The 13,587-nt window shown below is 72.5% G+C and carries 10 protein-coding genes and 1 pseudogene; 10 read left to right on the plus strand and 1 reads right to left on the minus strand.

Going from position 1 to position 13,587, the window contains the following annotated elements:
* Window positions 1-16: 16 nt before the first annotated feature.
* Complete coding sequence (gene menD / locus RKE38_RS11400) at window positions 17-1,798, plus strand: 2-succinyl-5-enolpyruvyl-6-hydroxy-3-cyclohexene-1-carboxylic-acid synthase (protein WP_316007538.1); 1,782 nt, start codon at window positions 17-19, stop codon at window positions 1,796-1,798.
* Here the strand turns inward: menD and RKE38_RS11405 are convergent.
* Entirely contained in the window at window positions 1,795-3,090 is a 1,296-nt protein-coding gene (locus tag RKE38_RS11405; protein WP_316007539.1) for an isochorismate synthase, read from the minus strand. The genes menD and RKE38_RS11405 overlap by 4 nt on opposite strands.
* Window positions 3,091-3,199: 109 nt before the next feature.
* Here RKE38_RS11405 and RKE38_RS11410 point away from each other — a divergent pair, with 109 nt between their 5' ends.
* The 9 genes and pseudogenes from RKE38_RS11410 (at window position 3,200) to RKE38_RS11450 (ending at window position 13,556) form a co-directional block, all read left to right on the plus strand.
* The gene (locus tag RKE38_RS11410; protein ID WP_316007540.1) at window positions 3,200-3,910 is read left to right on the plus strand and encodes a demethylmenaquinone methyltransferase; all 711 of its coding nucleotides are present in this window, start codon (window positions 3,200-3,202) and stop codon (window positions 3,908-3,910) included.
* A gap of 100 nt (window positions 3,911-4,010) precedes the next feature.
* Window positions 4,011-5,333: a geranylgeranyl reductase family protein gene (locus RKE38_RS11415; protein WP_316007541.1), complete on the plus strand. Its 1,323-nt coding sequence runs from the start codon at window positions 4,011-4,013 to the stop codon at window positions 5,331-5,333.
* 148 nt (window positions 5,334-5,481) lie between these two features.
* The gene (locus RKE38_RS11420; protein WP_310153794.1) at window positions 5,482-5,844 is read left to right on the plus strand and encodes an NADH-quinone oxidoreductase subunit A; all 363 of its coding nucleotides are present in this window, start codon (window positions 5,482-5,484) and stop codon (window positions 5,842-5,844) included.
* A 76-nt stretch (window positions 5,845-5,920) separates the two neighbouring features.
* Window positions 5,921-6,469 (plus strand): annotated as a pseudogene (locus RKE38_RS11425) (NuoB/complex I 20 kDa subunit family protein); the annotation flags it as partial.
* 131 nt (window positions 6,470-6,600) lie between these two features.
* Complete coding sequence (locus tag RKE38_RS11430; RefSeq protein ID WP_316007542.1) at window positions 6,601-7,491, plus strand: NADH-quinone oxidoreductase subunit C; 891 nt, start codon at window positions 6,601-6,603, stop codon at window positions 7,489-7,491.
* A complete protein-coding gene (locus tag RKE38_RS11435; RefSeq protein WP_316007543.1) occupies window positions 7,491-8,843 on the plus strand; it encodes an NADH-quinone oxidoreductase subunit D in 1,353 nt (450 codons plus the stop codon). Before RKE38_RS11430 ends, RKE38_RS11435 begins: the two co-directional genes overlap by 1 nt.
* A complete protein-coding gene (gene nuoE / locus RKE38_RS11440; RefSeq protein WP_316007544.1) occupies window positions 8,843-9,739 on the plus strand; it encodes an NADH-quinone oxidoreductase subunit NuoE in 897 nt (298 codons plus the stop codon). Before RKE38_RS11435 ends, nuoE begins: the two co-directional genes overlap by 1 nt.
* Window positions 9,736-11,049 (plus strand): NADH-quinone oxidoreductase subunit NuoF, encoded by a 1,314-nt coding sequence (gene nuoF / locus RKE38_RS11445; protein ID WP_316007545.1) that lies wholly within the window; start codon window positions 9,736-9,738, stop codon window positions 11,047-11,049. Before nuoE ends, nuoF begins: the two co-directional genes overlap by 4 nt.
* The gene (locus RKE38_RS11450; RefSeq protein ID WP_316007546.1) at window positions 11,046-13,556 is read left to right on the plus strand and encodes an NADH-quinone oxidoreductase subunit G; all 2,511 of its coding nucleotides are present in this window, start codon (window positions 11,046-11,048) and stop codon (window positions 13,554-13,556) included. Before nuoF ends, RKE38_RS11450 begins: the two co-directional genes overlap by 4 nt.
* Window positions 13,557-13,587 lie beyond the last annotated feature (31 nt).

Below are 13,587 nucleotides of genomic sequence, written 5' to 3' on the forward strand. Positions count from 1 at the left end.
TGACACAATCCCCGGTGTGAACCCGTCCACCGCGCTGGCCACCGTCGTCGTCGACGAGCTGGTGCGGCAGGGAGTTCGGCACGTCGTGCTGTGCCCCGGGTCGCGGTCCGCCCCCTTCGCGTATGCCGTGCTCGCGGCCGAGCGCGCCGGTCGCCTCACCATGCACGTGCGGGTGGACGAGCGCTCCGCCGGGTTCCTGGCGGTCGGGCTGGCGAAGCTGACGCGGGTGCCGGCCGTGGTGGTCACGACGTCCGGGACCGCGGTGGCGAACCTGCACCCCGCCGTCCTCGAGGCGCACCACGGCGTGGTCCCGCTGGTCGTGCTGTCCGCCGACCGGCCGGTCGAGCTGCGGGGCACAGGTGCGAACCAGACCACGACCCAGCCCGGGATGTTCGCCGACGCCGTCCACTGGTCCGCCGACCTCGCCGCACCGCAGGCCGCCGGTGCCGACGAGGCCGCAGCGGAGGCGGTCGCCTGGCGAAGGGCGGCACGCGAGGCCGTGGCGGCCGCGACCGGAGCCGGTGTCGCCGGCACGCGTACTGCGGGTGCGCTGCGCGGGACGGAGCCCGGCCCGGTGCACCTCAACGTCCAGCTGCGCGAGCCGCTGGTGCCCACCGACGAACCTGCCTGGCCCGGCCCGCTGGAACCGCTCGCCGATCCGGCTGACGCCGCCCCGGCCGTCGAGGAGGCCTCGCCCACCGCTGCCGGTGCGAGGCCCTCGGGGCAACTCGCGGCAGTCGACCGTGAGCCGGCGCGCACGCTCGTGGTCGTCGGCGACCTGCCCGAGCCGGGCCAGTTGGAGCGCGCGGTCCGGTGGGCGACCAGCCACGGGTGGCCGGTCCTGGCCGAGCCCTTCGGTCCCCATCCCCGTGACGGCGTCCTGCCCCACGGCCACCTCGTCCTCGCCGACCCCGACTGGCTCGACGCGCACGCCCCCGAGCGCGTCGTCACGGTCGGCCGTCTCACCTTGTCGCGGCCGGTGTCCGCGCTGCTTCGACGGCCGGGGACCCGGGTCGAGGCCGTCGGGACGCACGCCTGGGTGCGGGCGCGTCCCTCCGTTGCCGTCGTCCATCCCGCCGCTGTGCTGGACCACCTCGGCGACGTCGGTGGTGCGTCCGCGGAGACGGACTGGGCCCGCGAGTGGCGCAGTGCGGGGGAGCGCGTCGCCGCAGCCCTCGACGGGACCGGGCCTGCCTGGCCCAGCGGCGGCGCAGTCGCCCGCACCGTGCTCGAGGCCCTGCCGGGCGGCGCCACCCTCTTCCTAGGGTCGTCGAACTCCGTCCGCGACGTCGACGTCGCCGCCGGCCGCCACCGTGGCGGTCCCGTCACCGTGGCGGCGAGCAGGGGCCTGGCCGGCATCGACGGGTGCGTCTCGACCGCGTCGGGGCTTGCCCTGGCAGGCGCCGCACCGGCATACGCGCTCATGGGCGACCTGACGTTCCTGCACGACTCCAACGGGCTGCTGGTCGGGCCGCTCGAGCGGCACCCGGACCTCACGGTCGTCGTCGTCAACGACGACGGCGGTGGCATCTTCACCCTGCTCGAACCGGGTGCGCCAGAGCTCGCCCGCGACTTCGAGCGGGTCTTCGGCACCCCCACCGGCACGGACCTCGCGGCCCTGTGCGCCGCCCACGGCGTGCGCCACGTGGTCGCCGGCGACGCAGCGGAGCTCGCCGGGCTGGTGGCCGAGGAGCCGGCCGGGACGACGGTGGTCGAGGTGCGCCTGGACCGGTCCCGCCACCGCGACGAGGGCGCCCGGCTGACCGCCCTCGCCCGCGAGGCGCTGCAGTCCGGCTAGCGGCCGGTGAGGGCGTCGCGCATCGGGACGAGCTTGGCGTCCGACTCGGCGACCTCGGCGTCGGGGTCCGAGCCGGCGACGATGCCGCACCCCGCGAACAGCCGCATCGACGTGGTGGACCCCGGCTCGTAGGCGCCGCTGCGCAGCGCGATCGCCCACTCGCCGTCGCCGCTGGAGTCCATCCAGCCCACGGGCCCCGCGTAGCGGCCGCGGTCCATGTGCTCGAGCTCGGTGATGACGGCGTCGGCGCGGTCCGAGGGCGTCCCGCAGACCGCGGCCGACGGGTGCAGCGAGGCCGCCAGCACCAACGACGTCGAGCCGTCGGCCAGCACCCCCGCCACGTCGGTGGCCAGGTGCATGACGTTGGACAGGTGCAGGACGAACGGCGACTCGGGCACGTTCATCGACGAGCAGTGCGGGCGCAGGGCGTCGGCCACCGAGCGCACGGCGTACTCGTGCTCCTCGAGGTCCTTGCTCGACCGGGCCAGTGAACCCGCCAGCGCCAGGTCGTGCTCGTCGTCGCCGGTGCGCCGGATCGTGCCGGCCAGGACCCGCGAGGTCACGAGCCCGCGCTCGAGCCGGACCAGCATCTCCGGGGACGCGCCGACCAGCCCGTCGACCGCGAAGACCCACGTCGTGTCGTAGCGCTCGCCCAGCCGCTGCAGCAGCCAGCGCGCGTCGACCGGCTCGGTCGCCTGCACCCGCAGGTCACGCGCCAGGACGACCTTGTCGAGCTCGCCCGCGGTGATGCGGCGGACCGCCTCGTCGACGGCGACCGCCCACCGGGCGGGCGAGAGCGACCCGTCGGCGAAGGTGACCCCCACCGGCTCGGCCGGCTCGGGCTGGGGCGTGGGCGCGACCGGCGCCGGCAGCTCGGCAGCGGTCCCGATTGTCGTCACCCACCAGCGCCCGTCGCGCGCGCCCACGACCACCTCGGGCACGACCAGGGTCGCGCCGGCGGGTGAGCCCGCGGCATACGAGATGGAGCCGAAGGTGACCGGCCCGGTGCCCGGCACCCGGACGTCGTCGCGGACCACGGCGGTGTCGACCACCTGGCGCCACCAGCGCTCGCACGCCGCGAACCGGTCCTCGCCGTGGGCGGTGAACTCCAGGGCGCGGCCCCAGCCGACGAGGCCCTCGCCGCGGCGCACCCAGCTGGTGAGCGCACGCGGGTCGCCGAGGTCGGGGAGCAGCGAGAGCAGGGCGCCCGGGTCGTCCAGTGCGACGGTGCGCGCCACGACCGGGGTGGGCTGGGCGCTCGGCGCGCCGGTGGGCGAGGGCAGGCTGCTCATGTCGGGGGCAACGATACGACCGGGGTCGGGGCGCGCGGCGACGGGACGGTGTGAACCGCGGCACGGGCTCGGCGAGGCGGCCCGGCGGCGCTCTGGGAGGATGGGCGCCATGACCCGCGCCAGCCTGGACAAGGACCCCCGCGACGTCGCTGCGATGTTCGACGACGTGGCCGGCAAGTACGACCTGACCAACGACGTCCTGTCGCTCGGGCAGGACCGGCTCTGGCGGCGCGCGGTGCTCAAGGCCGTGGCGGCGCAGCCGGGGGAGACGGTGCTCGACATCGCAGCCGGCACGGGCACGAGCAGCGAACCGTTCGCCGACGCCGGGGTGCACGTGGTGCCGGCCGACTTCTCCCTCGGGATGCTGCGGGTCGGCAACCAGCGCCGGCCCGACCTGGGCTTCACGGCCGCGGACGCGATGCGGCTGCCGTTCGCGGACGACAGCTTCGACGCGGTGACGATGTCGTTCGGGCTGCGCAACGTCGCCTCGGTCGAGACGGCGCTCGCGGAGTTCCTGCGGGTGACCCGGCCGGGTGGGCGGCTGGTGGTGTGCGAGTTCAGCCACCCGACCAACGGGGCGTTCCGCAAGGTCTACACCGAGTACCTCATGCGCTCGCTGCCGCCGATCGCCCGCAAGGTGTCCTCGAACCCGGAGTCCTACGTCTACCTCGCCGAGTCGATCCAGGCCTGGCCCGCGCAGCGCGAGCTCGCCGAGGCGGTCCGCCGCGTCGGCTGGGACGCCGTCGAGTGGCGCAACCTGTCGGGCGGCATCGTCGCCCTGCACCGAGCGGTGAAGCCCGCGGTGAAGCCGGTCTCCTGAGCCCCTCAGGTAAGGCTGCCCTCACTGGTGACCATCGCCGGGGAGCGGAGTAGTCTCCGCAGGAGCAGTTCGTGAAGACGTTCACAAGCGAGGCACGAGGGTGACTGAGACGACCAGCGCGGCGAGTTCGGCCGCGATCCCGACGGAGACGGCCGACGTCATCGTCGTCGGCGCCGGCCCTGCCGGGTCGGCCACGGCGGCGTACCTCGCGATGGCGGGGCTCGACGTCCTCGTCCTGGAGAAGACCGCGTTCCCGCGCGAGAAGGTCTGCGGCGACGGCCTCACCCCGCGGGCGGTCAAGGAGCTCATCACCCTGGGCATCCCCACGCCCGAGGAGGACGGCTGGATCCGCAACCACGGGCTGCGGATCATCGGCGGCGGCATGCGCCTGTCCCTGCCGTGGCCCGACCTCGCGAGCTTCCCGCCCTACGGCCTGGTGCGCACGCGGCAGGACTTCGACGACATCCTCGCCAAGCACGCGGTCAAGCACGGGGCCCGCCTGCGCGAGTCCACCAACGTCACCGGCCCGGTCCTCGACGACCGCGGCCGCATCGTCGGGGTCACCGCCCGCGCGACCGACGAGAAGGGCCGCTCCACCGGCCCCGAGCTGCGGTATGCCGCGCCCCTCGTCGTCGCCGCCGACGGCAACTCCTCGCGCCTGAGCCTGTCCATGGGCCGGGAGAAGCGCGAGGACCGCCCGATGGGCGTGGCCGTCCGCACGTACTACACGAGCCCGCGGCACGACGACGACTACCTCGAGTCCTGGCTCGAGCTGTGGTCGACCGACGAGCAGGGCAAGAAGGTGCTGCTGCCCGGCTACGGCTGGATCTTCGGCGTCGGCGACGGCACCTCCAACGTCGGGCTCGGCATCCTCAACACCTCCAGCGCCTTCGGCAAGACCGACTACAAGGACGTCATGCGTCGCTGGGTCGCGACGATGCCGGAGGAGTGGACCTACAACGACGAGACCATGGTCGGCCCGATCCGCGGCGCCGCGCTGCCGATGGGCTTCAACCGCCAGCCGCACTACGACAAGGGGCTGCTCCTCGTCGGCGACGCCGGCGGCATGGTCAACCCGTTCAACGGCGAGGGCATCGCCTACGCGATGGAGTCCGGCCGGCTCGCGTCCGAGGTGATCGCGCAGGCGTTCGCCCGCGGCACCGACGCCCAGCGCGAGCGGGTGCTGCAGAGCTACCCCAAGGTCATGAAGGACTCGCTCGGCGGCTACTACACGCTGGGCCGCTGGTTCGCCCAGATGATCGGCAACCCCGAGGTCATGCGGCTGGCGACCAAGTACGGCCTGCCCCGCACCACGCTCATGAAGTTCCTGCTCAAGGTGATGGCCAACCTCGCCGAGCCGCACGGCGGCGACGCGAGCGACCGCCTCATCACGGCCCTGTCGAAGATGGCGCCGGACGCATGAGGACCGCTGGGGGGCCCGCGCGTGCATTCTCCGGGCACGCTCCTAGGATTGGGCACTGCGTGACCGTCGTCACGGCGTCCGCATACCCCCAGGCAGACCACGACGAACGCCCCTCCGGGCACACGAACAGAAGGGAAGTGGCACGGCGATGAGCAACCCCTACGTCCCGCTGCTGTTCCTGCTGGCGATCGGTGGGGGCTTCGCGGTCTTCTCCGTCTTCGCAGCCGCCATCTCCGGCCCGAAGCGCTACAACCGGGCCAAGCTCGACGCGTACGAGTGCGGCATCGAGCCGACGCCCCAGGCGGCCGGTGGCGGGCGCGTGCCGATCAAGTACTACCTGACGGCCATGCTGTTCATCATCTTCGACATCGAGTCGGTGTTCCTCTACCCGTTCGCGGTGGCCTTCGACAAGCTCGGCCTGTTCGCGCTCGTGGAGATGGTGCTGTTCATCCTGACCGTCTTCGTCGCGTACGCCTACGTGTGGCGCCGCGGCGGCCTGGACTGGGACTGATCCGTATGCCGTGCACTCGCCGTAGGCACGACCGCCGGACCGCGCCCGGTTCGCCCTCGAAACGAAGGATCGCCTGATGGGTGTTGAGGAGAAGCTGCCCGCCGGCTTCCTGCTGACCACGGTCGAGCAGGTCGCGGGCTACATGCGCAAGAGCTCGGTCTGGCCGGCCACGTTCGGCCTCGCCTGCTGCGCCATCGAGATGATGGCCGTCGGCACGCCCGACTACGACATCGCCCGGTTCGGGATGGAGCGGTTCTCCGCCACCCCGCGCCAGGCCGACCTCATGATCGTCGCCGGCCGCGTCAGCCAGAAGATGGCTCCCGTCGTGCGCCAGGTCTACGACCAGATGCCCGAGCCCAAGTGGGTCATCTCGATGGGTGTCTGCGCCAGCTCCGGTGGCATGTTCAACAACTACGCGATCGTGCAGGGCGTCGACCACATCGTGCCCGTCGACGTGTACCTGCCCGGCTGCCCGCCGCGCCCGGAGATGCTGCTCAACGCGATCCTCACGCTGCACGAGCAGATCCAGGGCTCCAAGCTCGGCGTCAACCGGGTCAAGGCCGCCCGTGCCGCGGAGGAGGCCGCCCTCGCGGCCACCCCGACGCACCAGATGACCGGCCTGCTCGCGCAGGGCGCCGGCAGCCGCAGCCCGCACCAGCTGCCCGTGTCGGCGGTCGGCCACACCCACGACCACGGCCACGCCCAGCCGCACGGCCATGCCCACTCGCACGACACCGCTCGTGGAGGTGTGGCCTGATGGCCGACGAGAAGGACGACGTGACGCCCGAGAAGGACCCGACCCAGGCGACCGCGAACAGCGACGTGCTGGGCAACAAGGCGAAGGACGCCGCCGCCGACAAGGGCGCCGCCACCGACCAGCCGGCCTCCGAGATCGCCGCCTCGACCGCCGCGACCCAGCCGGGCACCGTGGTCGACCGCGAGACCGACCAGCGGCTGCCCGCTGCCCCCGGCACCGGCCCCGACCCGGTCGTCATCGGCGAGCGGCACGGCATGTTCGGCGCCCACGACACCGGTGACACCACGGGCTACGGCGGCATGGTCCGCCCGATCCTGTTCCCCGCAGCAGCCACCCGGCCGTACGGCAGCTACTTCGACGAGCTCGCGGACCGGCTCGAGACCGCCCTCGTCGGCGGCACCGCGTCGTACTCCGAGGCCATCGAGCGCGTGGTCGTCGACCGCGGCGAGCTCACCCTCTTCGTGCGCCGCGAGCACCTGCCCGCAGTGGCGCGCGCGCTGCGCGACGACGCGAGCCTGCGGTTCGAGATCTGCACCGGCGTGTCCGGCGTGCACTACCCGCAGGAGGAGGGCCGCGAGCTGCACGCGGTCTACCACTTCCTGTCGATCACCCACGGCGGCCGCCGGGTCCGGGTCGAGGTGACCTGCCCCGACGCCGACCCGCACATCCCGTCGATCGTCGAGACGTACCCGGCGAACGACTGGCACGAGCGCGAGACCTGGGACATGTTCGGCATCCAGTTCGACGGCCACCCCTCGCTCACTCGCATCCTCATGCCCGACGACTGGCCGGGCCACCCGCAGCGGAAGGACTACCCGCTCGGCGGCATCCCCGTCGAGTACAAGGGCGCCACCGTCCCGCCGCCGGACCAGCGGAGGTCTTACAGCTGATGACCACGACCCACGACGACATCTACGCGACCTCCGGGGCCGACGCGGCCGCCGCCGAGGGCGCGCACGTGTTCAACGCGAGCGGCGGTGACTGGGACCAGCTCGTCGACGAGGCGGCGGCACTCCACGAGGAGCGCATCGTCGTCAACATGGGCCCGCAGCACCCGTCGACCCACGGCGTGCTCCGGCTCATCCTCGAGCTCGACGGCGAGACGGTGACCGAGACCCGCGCGGGCATCGGCTACCTGCACACCGGCATCGAGAAGAACATGGAGTTCCGCACCTGGACGCAGGGCACCACGTTCTGCACCCGGATGGACTACCTCACGCCGCTGTTCAACGAGACGGCCTACTGCCTGTCGGTCGAGAAGCTGCTCGGCATCACCGAGCAGATCCCCGAGCGGGCCAGCGTGATCCGCGTGCTCATGATGGAGCTCAACCGCATCACCTCCCACCTCGTGGCGCTGGCCACCGGTGGCATGGAGATGGGCGCGACCACCGTCATGACGGTCGGCTTCCGCGAGCGCGAGCGCATCCTGTCGATCTTCGAGATGGTCACCGGCCTGCGGATGAACCACGCGTTCGTCCGCCCCGGCGGCGTCGCCCAGGACCTGCCCCCGGGCGCCATCGACAAGGTGCGCGACACCATCCCCCTGGTGCGCAAGGGCCTCGGGGAGCTCGAGCTGCTGCTCAACGAGAACCCGATCCTCAAGGGACGCACCGTCGACGTCGGCTACCTCGACCTCGCCGGCTGCATGGCCCTGGGCATCACCGGGCCGATCCTGCGCTCGACCGGCCTGCCCCACGACCTGCGCAAGCTCGACCCGTACTGCGGCTACGAGACCTACGACTTCGAGGTCATCACCCGCACCGAGGCCGACGCCTACGCCCGCCTGCGGATCCGCATCGACGAGATGTACGAGTCGCTGAAGATCGCCGAGCAGGCCATCGACCGGCTGGCGTCGACGCCGGGCCCGGTCATGGTCGAGGACAAGAAGATCGCCTGGCCGGCGCAGCTGGCCATCGGCGGCGACGGCATGGGCAACAGCCTGGACCACATCCGCGAGATCATGGGCACCTCGATGGAGTCCCTCATCCACCACTTCAAGCTGGTGACCGAGGGCTTCCGCGTCCCGCCGGGCCAGGCGTACGCCGCGGTCGAGTCGCCCAAGGGCGAGCTGGGCTGCCACACGGTGTCCGACGGGGGCACGCGGCCCTACCGCGCGCACTTCCGGGACCCCTCGTTCAACAACCTGCAGGCCACGGCCGTGATGTGCGAGGGCAGCCAGGTTGCCGACGTCATCGTCGCCGTCGCCTCGATCGACCCGGTGATGGGAGGAGTTGACCGCTGATGGCTGGTGACAACTTCGGGATGCAGACCGCGGCCGGCCACCTCACGGTGGCTGCCGAGTCCAAGGAGCCGTATGCCGCGGACGTCCTCGCGCAGCTCCATGAGGACGCCGCGCAGGTCGTGGCCCGCTACCCCCAGAAGCGCTCGGCCCTGCTGCCGCTGCTGCACCTGGTGCAGAGCGTCGACGGGTACGTCACCGGCCGGGGCATCGACTTCTGCGCCGAGGTCCTCGACCTGACCACGGCCGAGGTCTCCGGCGTCGCGACCTTCTACACGCAGTACAAGCGCCACCCCAACGGTGAGTACACCGTCGGCGTCTGCACCAACACGCTCTGCGCGATCATGGGCGGCGACCAGATCTGGGACGAGGTCTCCGAGCACCTCGGCATCGGCCACGACGAGACGACCCCCGACGGCAAGATCACCCTTGAGCGGGTCGAGTGCAACGCGGCCTGCGACTACGCGCCGGTCGTCATGGCGAACTGGGAGTTCTTCGACAACCAGACGCCCGAGTCGACCAAGCAGCTCGTCGACGACCTGCGCGAGGGCAAGGACGTCCGCCCGACGCGCGGCCCGGCCCGCGTCTGCACCTTCAAGCAGGTCTCGCGCGTCCTCGCCGGCTTCCACGACGGGCTCGCGGACGAGGGCGTCGGCGCCGGCCCGGCCTCCCTGGAGGGGCTGCGCCTCGCCAAGCAGAACGACTGGACGGCTCCCGACGGCGGCGCCTCGCGCGAGGAGCACCAGCCCGAGGCGACGTCGGACCGCACGGCCCCCGGCCTGAGCGGCTCCACCGACAGCCCCGCGAACGCGCCGGACGAGAAGCCCGGTGAGGGCTCGGTCGCCCCGGCGACCCTGTTCGACGCCGACGACAAGGGCGACGGGAAGGACGCGAAGTGAGCACCACGCTGACCCCGATCCTCACGAAGTTCTGGGACGACCCGCAGTCCTGGACCCTCGCGACGTACGAGAAGCACGAGGGCTACCAGGCGCTGAAGAAGGCGCTCGGGATGAAGCCGGCCGACCTGGTCCAGATGACCAAGGACTCCGGCCTGCGCGGCCGCGGCGGCGCAGGCTTCCCCACCGGCATGAAGTGGGGCTTCCTGCCCCCCGACGACGGCGGCCCCCGCTACCTCGTCGTCAACGCCGACGAGTCCGAGCCCGGCACGTGCAAGGACATCCCGCTGATGATGGCGGCGCCGCAGTTCCTCATCGAGGGTGTGGCGATCACCTCCTTCGCTATCGGCTGCAACCACGCCTTCATCTACCTGCGCGGCGAGGTCGTGCACGTCTACCGGCGCCTGCTGCGCGCGGTGGAGGAGGCGTACGCCGCCGGTCACCTGGGCAAGAACATCCACGGCTCCGGTTTCGACCTCGAGGTCACCGTGCACGCCGGCGCCGGCGCGTACATCTGCGGTGAGGAGACGGCGCTGCTCGACAGCCTCGAGGGCCGTCGCGGCCAGCCGCGCCTCAAGCCGCCGTTCCCCGCCGTCGCGGGCCTGTACGCGCGACCGACCGTCGTCAACAACGTCGAGTCGATCGCCTCGGTCCCGCCGATCCTGCTCCACGGTGCCGACTGGTTCTCCGGCATGGGCACCGAGAAGTCGCAGGGCTTCGGCATCTTCAGCCTGTCGGGCCACGTCAAGCGCCCCGGCCAGTACGAGGCCCCGCTCGGCATCACGCTGCGCGAGCTGCTCGACATGGCCGGCGGCATGCGCGACCCCAACAAGAAGCTGAAGTTCTGGACCCCGGGGGGCTCGTCCACGCCGCTGTTCACCGACCAGCACCTCGACACCCCGCTCGACTTCGAGTCGGTGGCCGCGGCCGGGTCGATGCTCGGCACCCGCGCGCTGCAGATCTTCGACGAGACGACCTGCGTGGTGCGCGCCGTCGACCGGTGGACCGACTTCTACAAGCACGAGTCCTGCGGCAAGTGCACCCCGTGCCGCGAGGGCACCTGGTGGCTCAAGCAGATCCTCGGCCGGCTCGAGCACGGGCAGGGGTCCGAGGAGGACCTCGAGAAGCTGCTCGACATCTGTGACAACATCCTCGGTCGGTCGTTCTGCGCGCTGGGTGACGGCGCGACCAGCCCGATCACCAGCAGCATCCAGTACTTCCGCGAGGAGTACCTGCAGCACCTCGAGCTGGGCCACTGCCCGTTCGACCGTCGAGACTCGACCCTGTTCGCGAAGGATTCGGTGTCCGCATGACCGTCCAGACCTCCCCGGCCGCCGGCGGCAACGCCGTCAGCAAGGGTGGCGACGCCAGCACGCCGCCGCCCGTCGACCTGGTGAACCTCACCATCGACGGCGTGGCCGTGTCCGTCCCCAAGAACACGCTGGTGATCCGTGCGGCCGAGGAGGTCGGCGTCGAGATCCCCCGGTTCTGCGACCACCCGCTGCTCGAGCCGGTCGGCGCGTGCCGCCAGTGCCTCGTCGACATCGCGACGCCCGGCCCGGACGGGTCGATGCGGGCGATGCCCAAGCCGCAGGCCTCGTGCACGATCACGGTGTCCGAGGGCATGGAGGTCAAGACCCAGCACACGTCCAAGGTCGCCGACAAGGCGCAGCAGGGCGTCATGGAGCTGCTGCTGGTCAACCACCCGCTCGACTGCCCGGTCTGCGACAAGGGCGGCGAGTGCCCGCTGCAGAACCAGGCGATGAGCAACGGTCGTGCGGTGTCCCGCTTCGAGGACGTCAAGCGCACCTACCCCAAGCCGATCAACATCTCCTCGCAGGTGCTGCTCGACCGCGAGCGCTGCGTCCTCTGCGCCCGGTGCACCCGCTTCTCCGACCAGATCGCCGGTGACCCGTTCATCGCCCTGGTCGAGCGGGGCGCGCTGCAGCAGGTCGGCATCTACGAGGAGCAGCCGTTCGAGTCCTACTTCTCGGGCAACACGGTCCAGATCTGCCCGGTCGGCGCACTGACCGGCGCGGCCTACCGCTTCCGCAGCCGCCCGTTCGACCTCGTGTCGACCCAGAGCGTCTGCGAGCACTGTGCATCCGGCTGCTTGATCCGCACCGACCACCGTCGCGGCGCCGTGCTGCGCCGGATGGCCGTCAACGACCCGGCCGTCAACGAGGAGTGGAACTGCGACAAGGGTCGCTGGGCCTTCCAGTACGCCACCACCGGTGACCGGTTCGAGTTCCCGATGGTGCGCGACGAGGACGGCGAGCTGCAGGTCGCGTCGTGGCCCGAGGCGCTCACCGCCGCGGCCCGCGGGCTCGCGGCCGCCAAGGCCGTCGGCGTCCTGACCGGTGGGCGCGTGTCCGCCGAGGACGCCTACGCCTACGGCAAGTTCGCCCGTGCGGTCCTCGCGACCAACGACGTCGACTTCCGCGCCCGGCCGCACTCGCAGGAGGAGGCCGACTTCCTCGCCTCCACCGTCGTGGCGACCGGCCCCGAGGGCGGGGCTGTCACCTACGCCGACCTCGAGAAGGCCAAGACCGTCGTCCTCGTGGGCTTCGAGCCCGAGGAGGAGAGCCCGATCGTCTTCCTGCGCCTGCGCAAGGCGCACCGCAGGAACAAGACCGCCGTGTATGCCGTGGCGCCGTTCGCGACGCGTGGCCTCGAGAAGCTCGGCGGCACCCTGATCCCGTCCGCCCCCGGCACCGAGGCCGAGGTGCTCCGCGCCCTCGGCGACGGCGTGACCGGCGACGGCGCGGCCGCGAAGGCTGCGGCGGCGCTCGAGGGCGACGGCGTGGTCGTGCTCGTCGGCGAGCGCCTGGCCACCGTCCCCGGCGCCCTGTCCGCGGCCGCGGCGCTGGCCTCGTCCAGCGGCGCGCGCCTGGCCTGGGTGCCGCGTCGGGCCGGTGAGCGCGGTGCGCTCGAGGCCGGCGCGCTGCCGACCCTGCTGCCCGGCGGTCGCCCGGTCGGCGACGCCGCGGCGCGCGAGCAGGTCGCCGACGTCTGGGACGTCGTGGGCCTGCCCGACCAGCCCGGTCGCGACAGCGCTGGCATCCTGCGCGCGGCCACGACCGGCGAGGTCGACGCCCTGGTCGTCGGCGGCGTGGACGCGGCCGACCTGGCCGACCCGCGCAGCGAGGAGGCCCTGGCCAAGACGTTCGTCGTCTCGCTGGACTTCCGCCCGTCCTCGGTGACCGAGGTCGCCGACGTCGTGCTGCCGGTCGCCCCCCACGCCGAGAAGGGTGGCACGTTCGTGGACTGGGAGGGCCGCCCCCGCCCGTTCGCGACCGCGCTCGACACCAACGCGATGTCCGACTACCGCGTCCTGGACATGCTGGCCAGCGAGATGGGCTCCTTCCTCGGCACCCGCACGCTCGCCGAGGTCCGCTCCGAGATGGCGGCGCTCGGCCCGTGGGGCGGCGGCCGCCTGCCGGCGCCCGACGTCGAGCCGGCCGCGGTGCCGACCTTCGGCGAGGGCGAGGTCGTCCTGGCCACCTGGCACCACCTGCTCGACCGCGGGTCGCTGCAGGACGGCGAGCCGTTCCTCGCCGGCACCGCCCACCGCACCCTGGCCCGCGTCTCGCCGGCCACGGCGGAGGCGTTCGGGCTCGTCGACGGCGACACCGTGCGCGTCTCCGGGCCGGCCGGTGCGGTCACCGTCCCCGTGGCGGTCACCGAGGACATGGTCGACCACGTCGTGTGGCTGCCCACGAACTCCGCGGGCAGCGCCGTGCGCGCCACCCTGGCGGTGGGCGCGGGGGCCGTCGTCACCCTGGCCAAGGCCGAGACCACCCTGGAGGTCACCCCGTGAGCACCGTGACGTATGCCGGCGAGGTGCTCGC

Source organism: Phycicoccus sp. M110.8, assembly GCF_032464895.1.
Taxonomy (GTDB): Bacteria; Actinomycetota; Actinomycetes; order Actinomycetales; family Dermatophilaceae; genus Pedococcus.

What these genes read in the sequence shown, in the direction of transcription:
- RKE38_RS11410 (WP_316007540.1), top strand. Translation starts at nt 3,200, where the DNA reads ATGACCCGCGCCAGCCTGGACAAGGACCCCCGCGACGTCGCTGCGATG.
- RKE38_RS11430 (WP_316007542.1), top strand. Translation starts at nt 6,601, where the DNA reads ATGGCCGACGAGAAGGACGACGTGACGCCCGAGAAGGACCCGACCCAG.
- RKE38_RS11420 (WP_310153794.1), top strand. Translation starts at nt 5,482, where the DNA reads ATGAGCAACCCCTACGTCCCGCTGCTGTTCCTGCTGGCGATCGGTGGG.
- nuoE (WP_316007544.1), top strand. Translation starts at nt 8,843, where the DNA reads ATGGCTGGTGACAACTTCGGGATGCAGACCGCGGCCGGCCACCTCACG.
- RKE38_RS11435 (WP_316007543.1), top strand. Translation starts at nt 7,491, where the DNA reads ATGACCACGACCCACGACGACATCTACGCGACCTCCGGGGCCGACGCG.
- RKE38_RS11405 (WP_316007539.1), bottom strand. Translation starts at nt 3,090, where the DNA reads ATGAGCAGCCTGCCCTCGCCCACCGGCGCGCCGAGCGCCCAGCCCACC.
- RKE38_RS11450 (WP_316007546.1), top strand. Translation starts at nt 11,046, where the DNA reads ATGACCGTCCAGACCTCCCCGGCCGCCGGCGGCAACGCCGTCAGCAAG.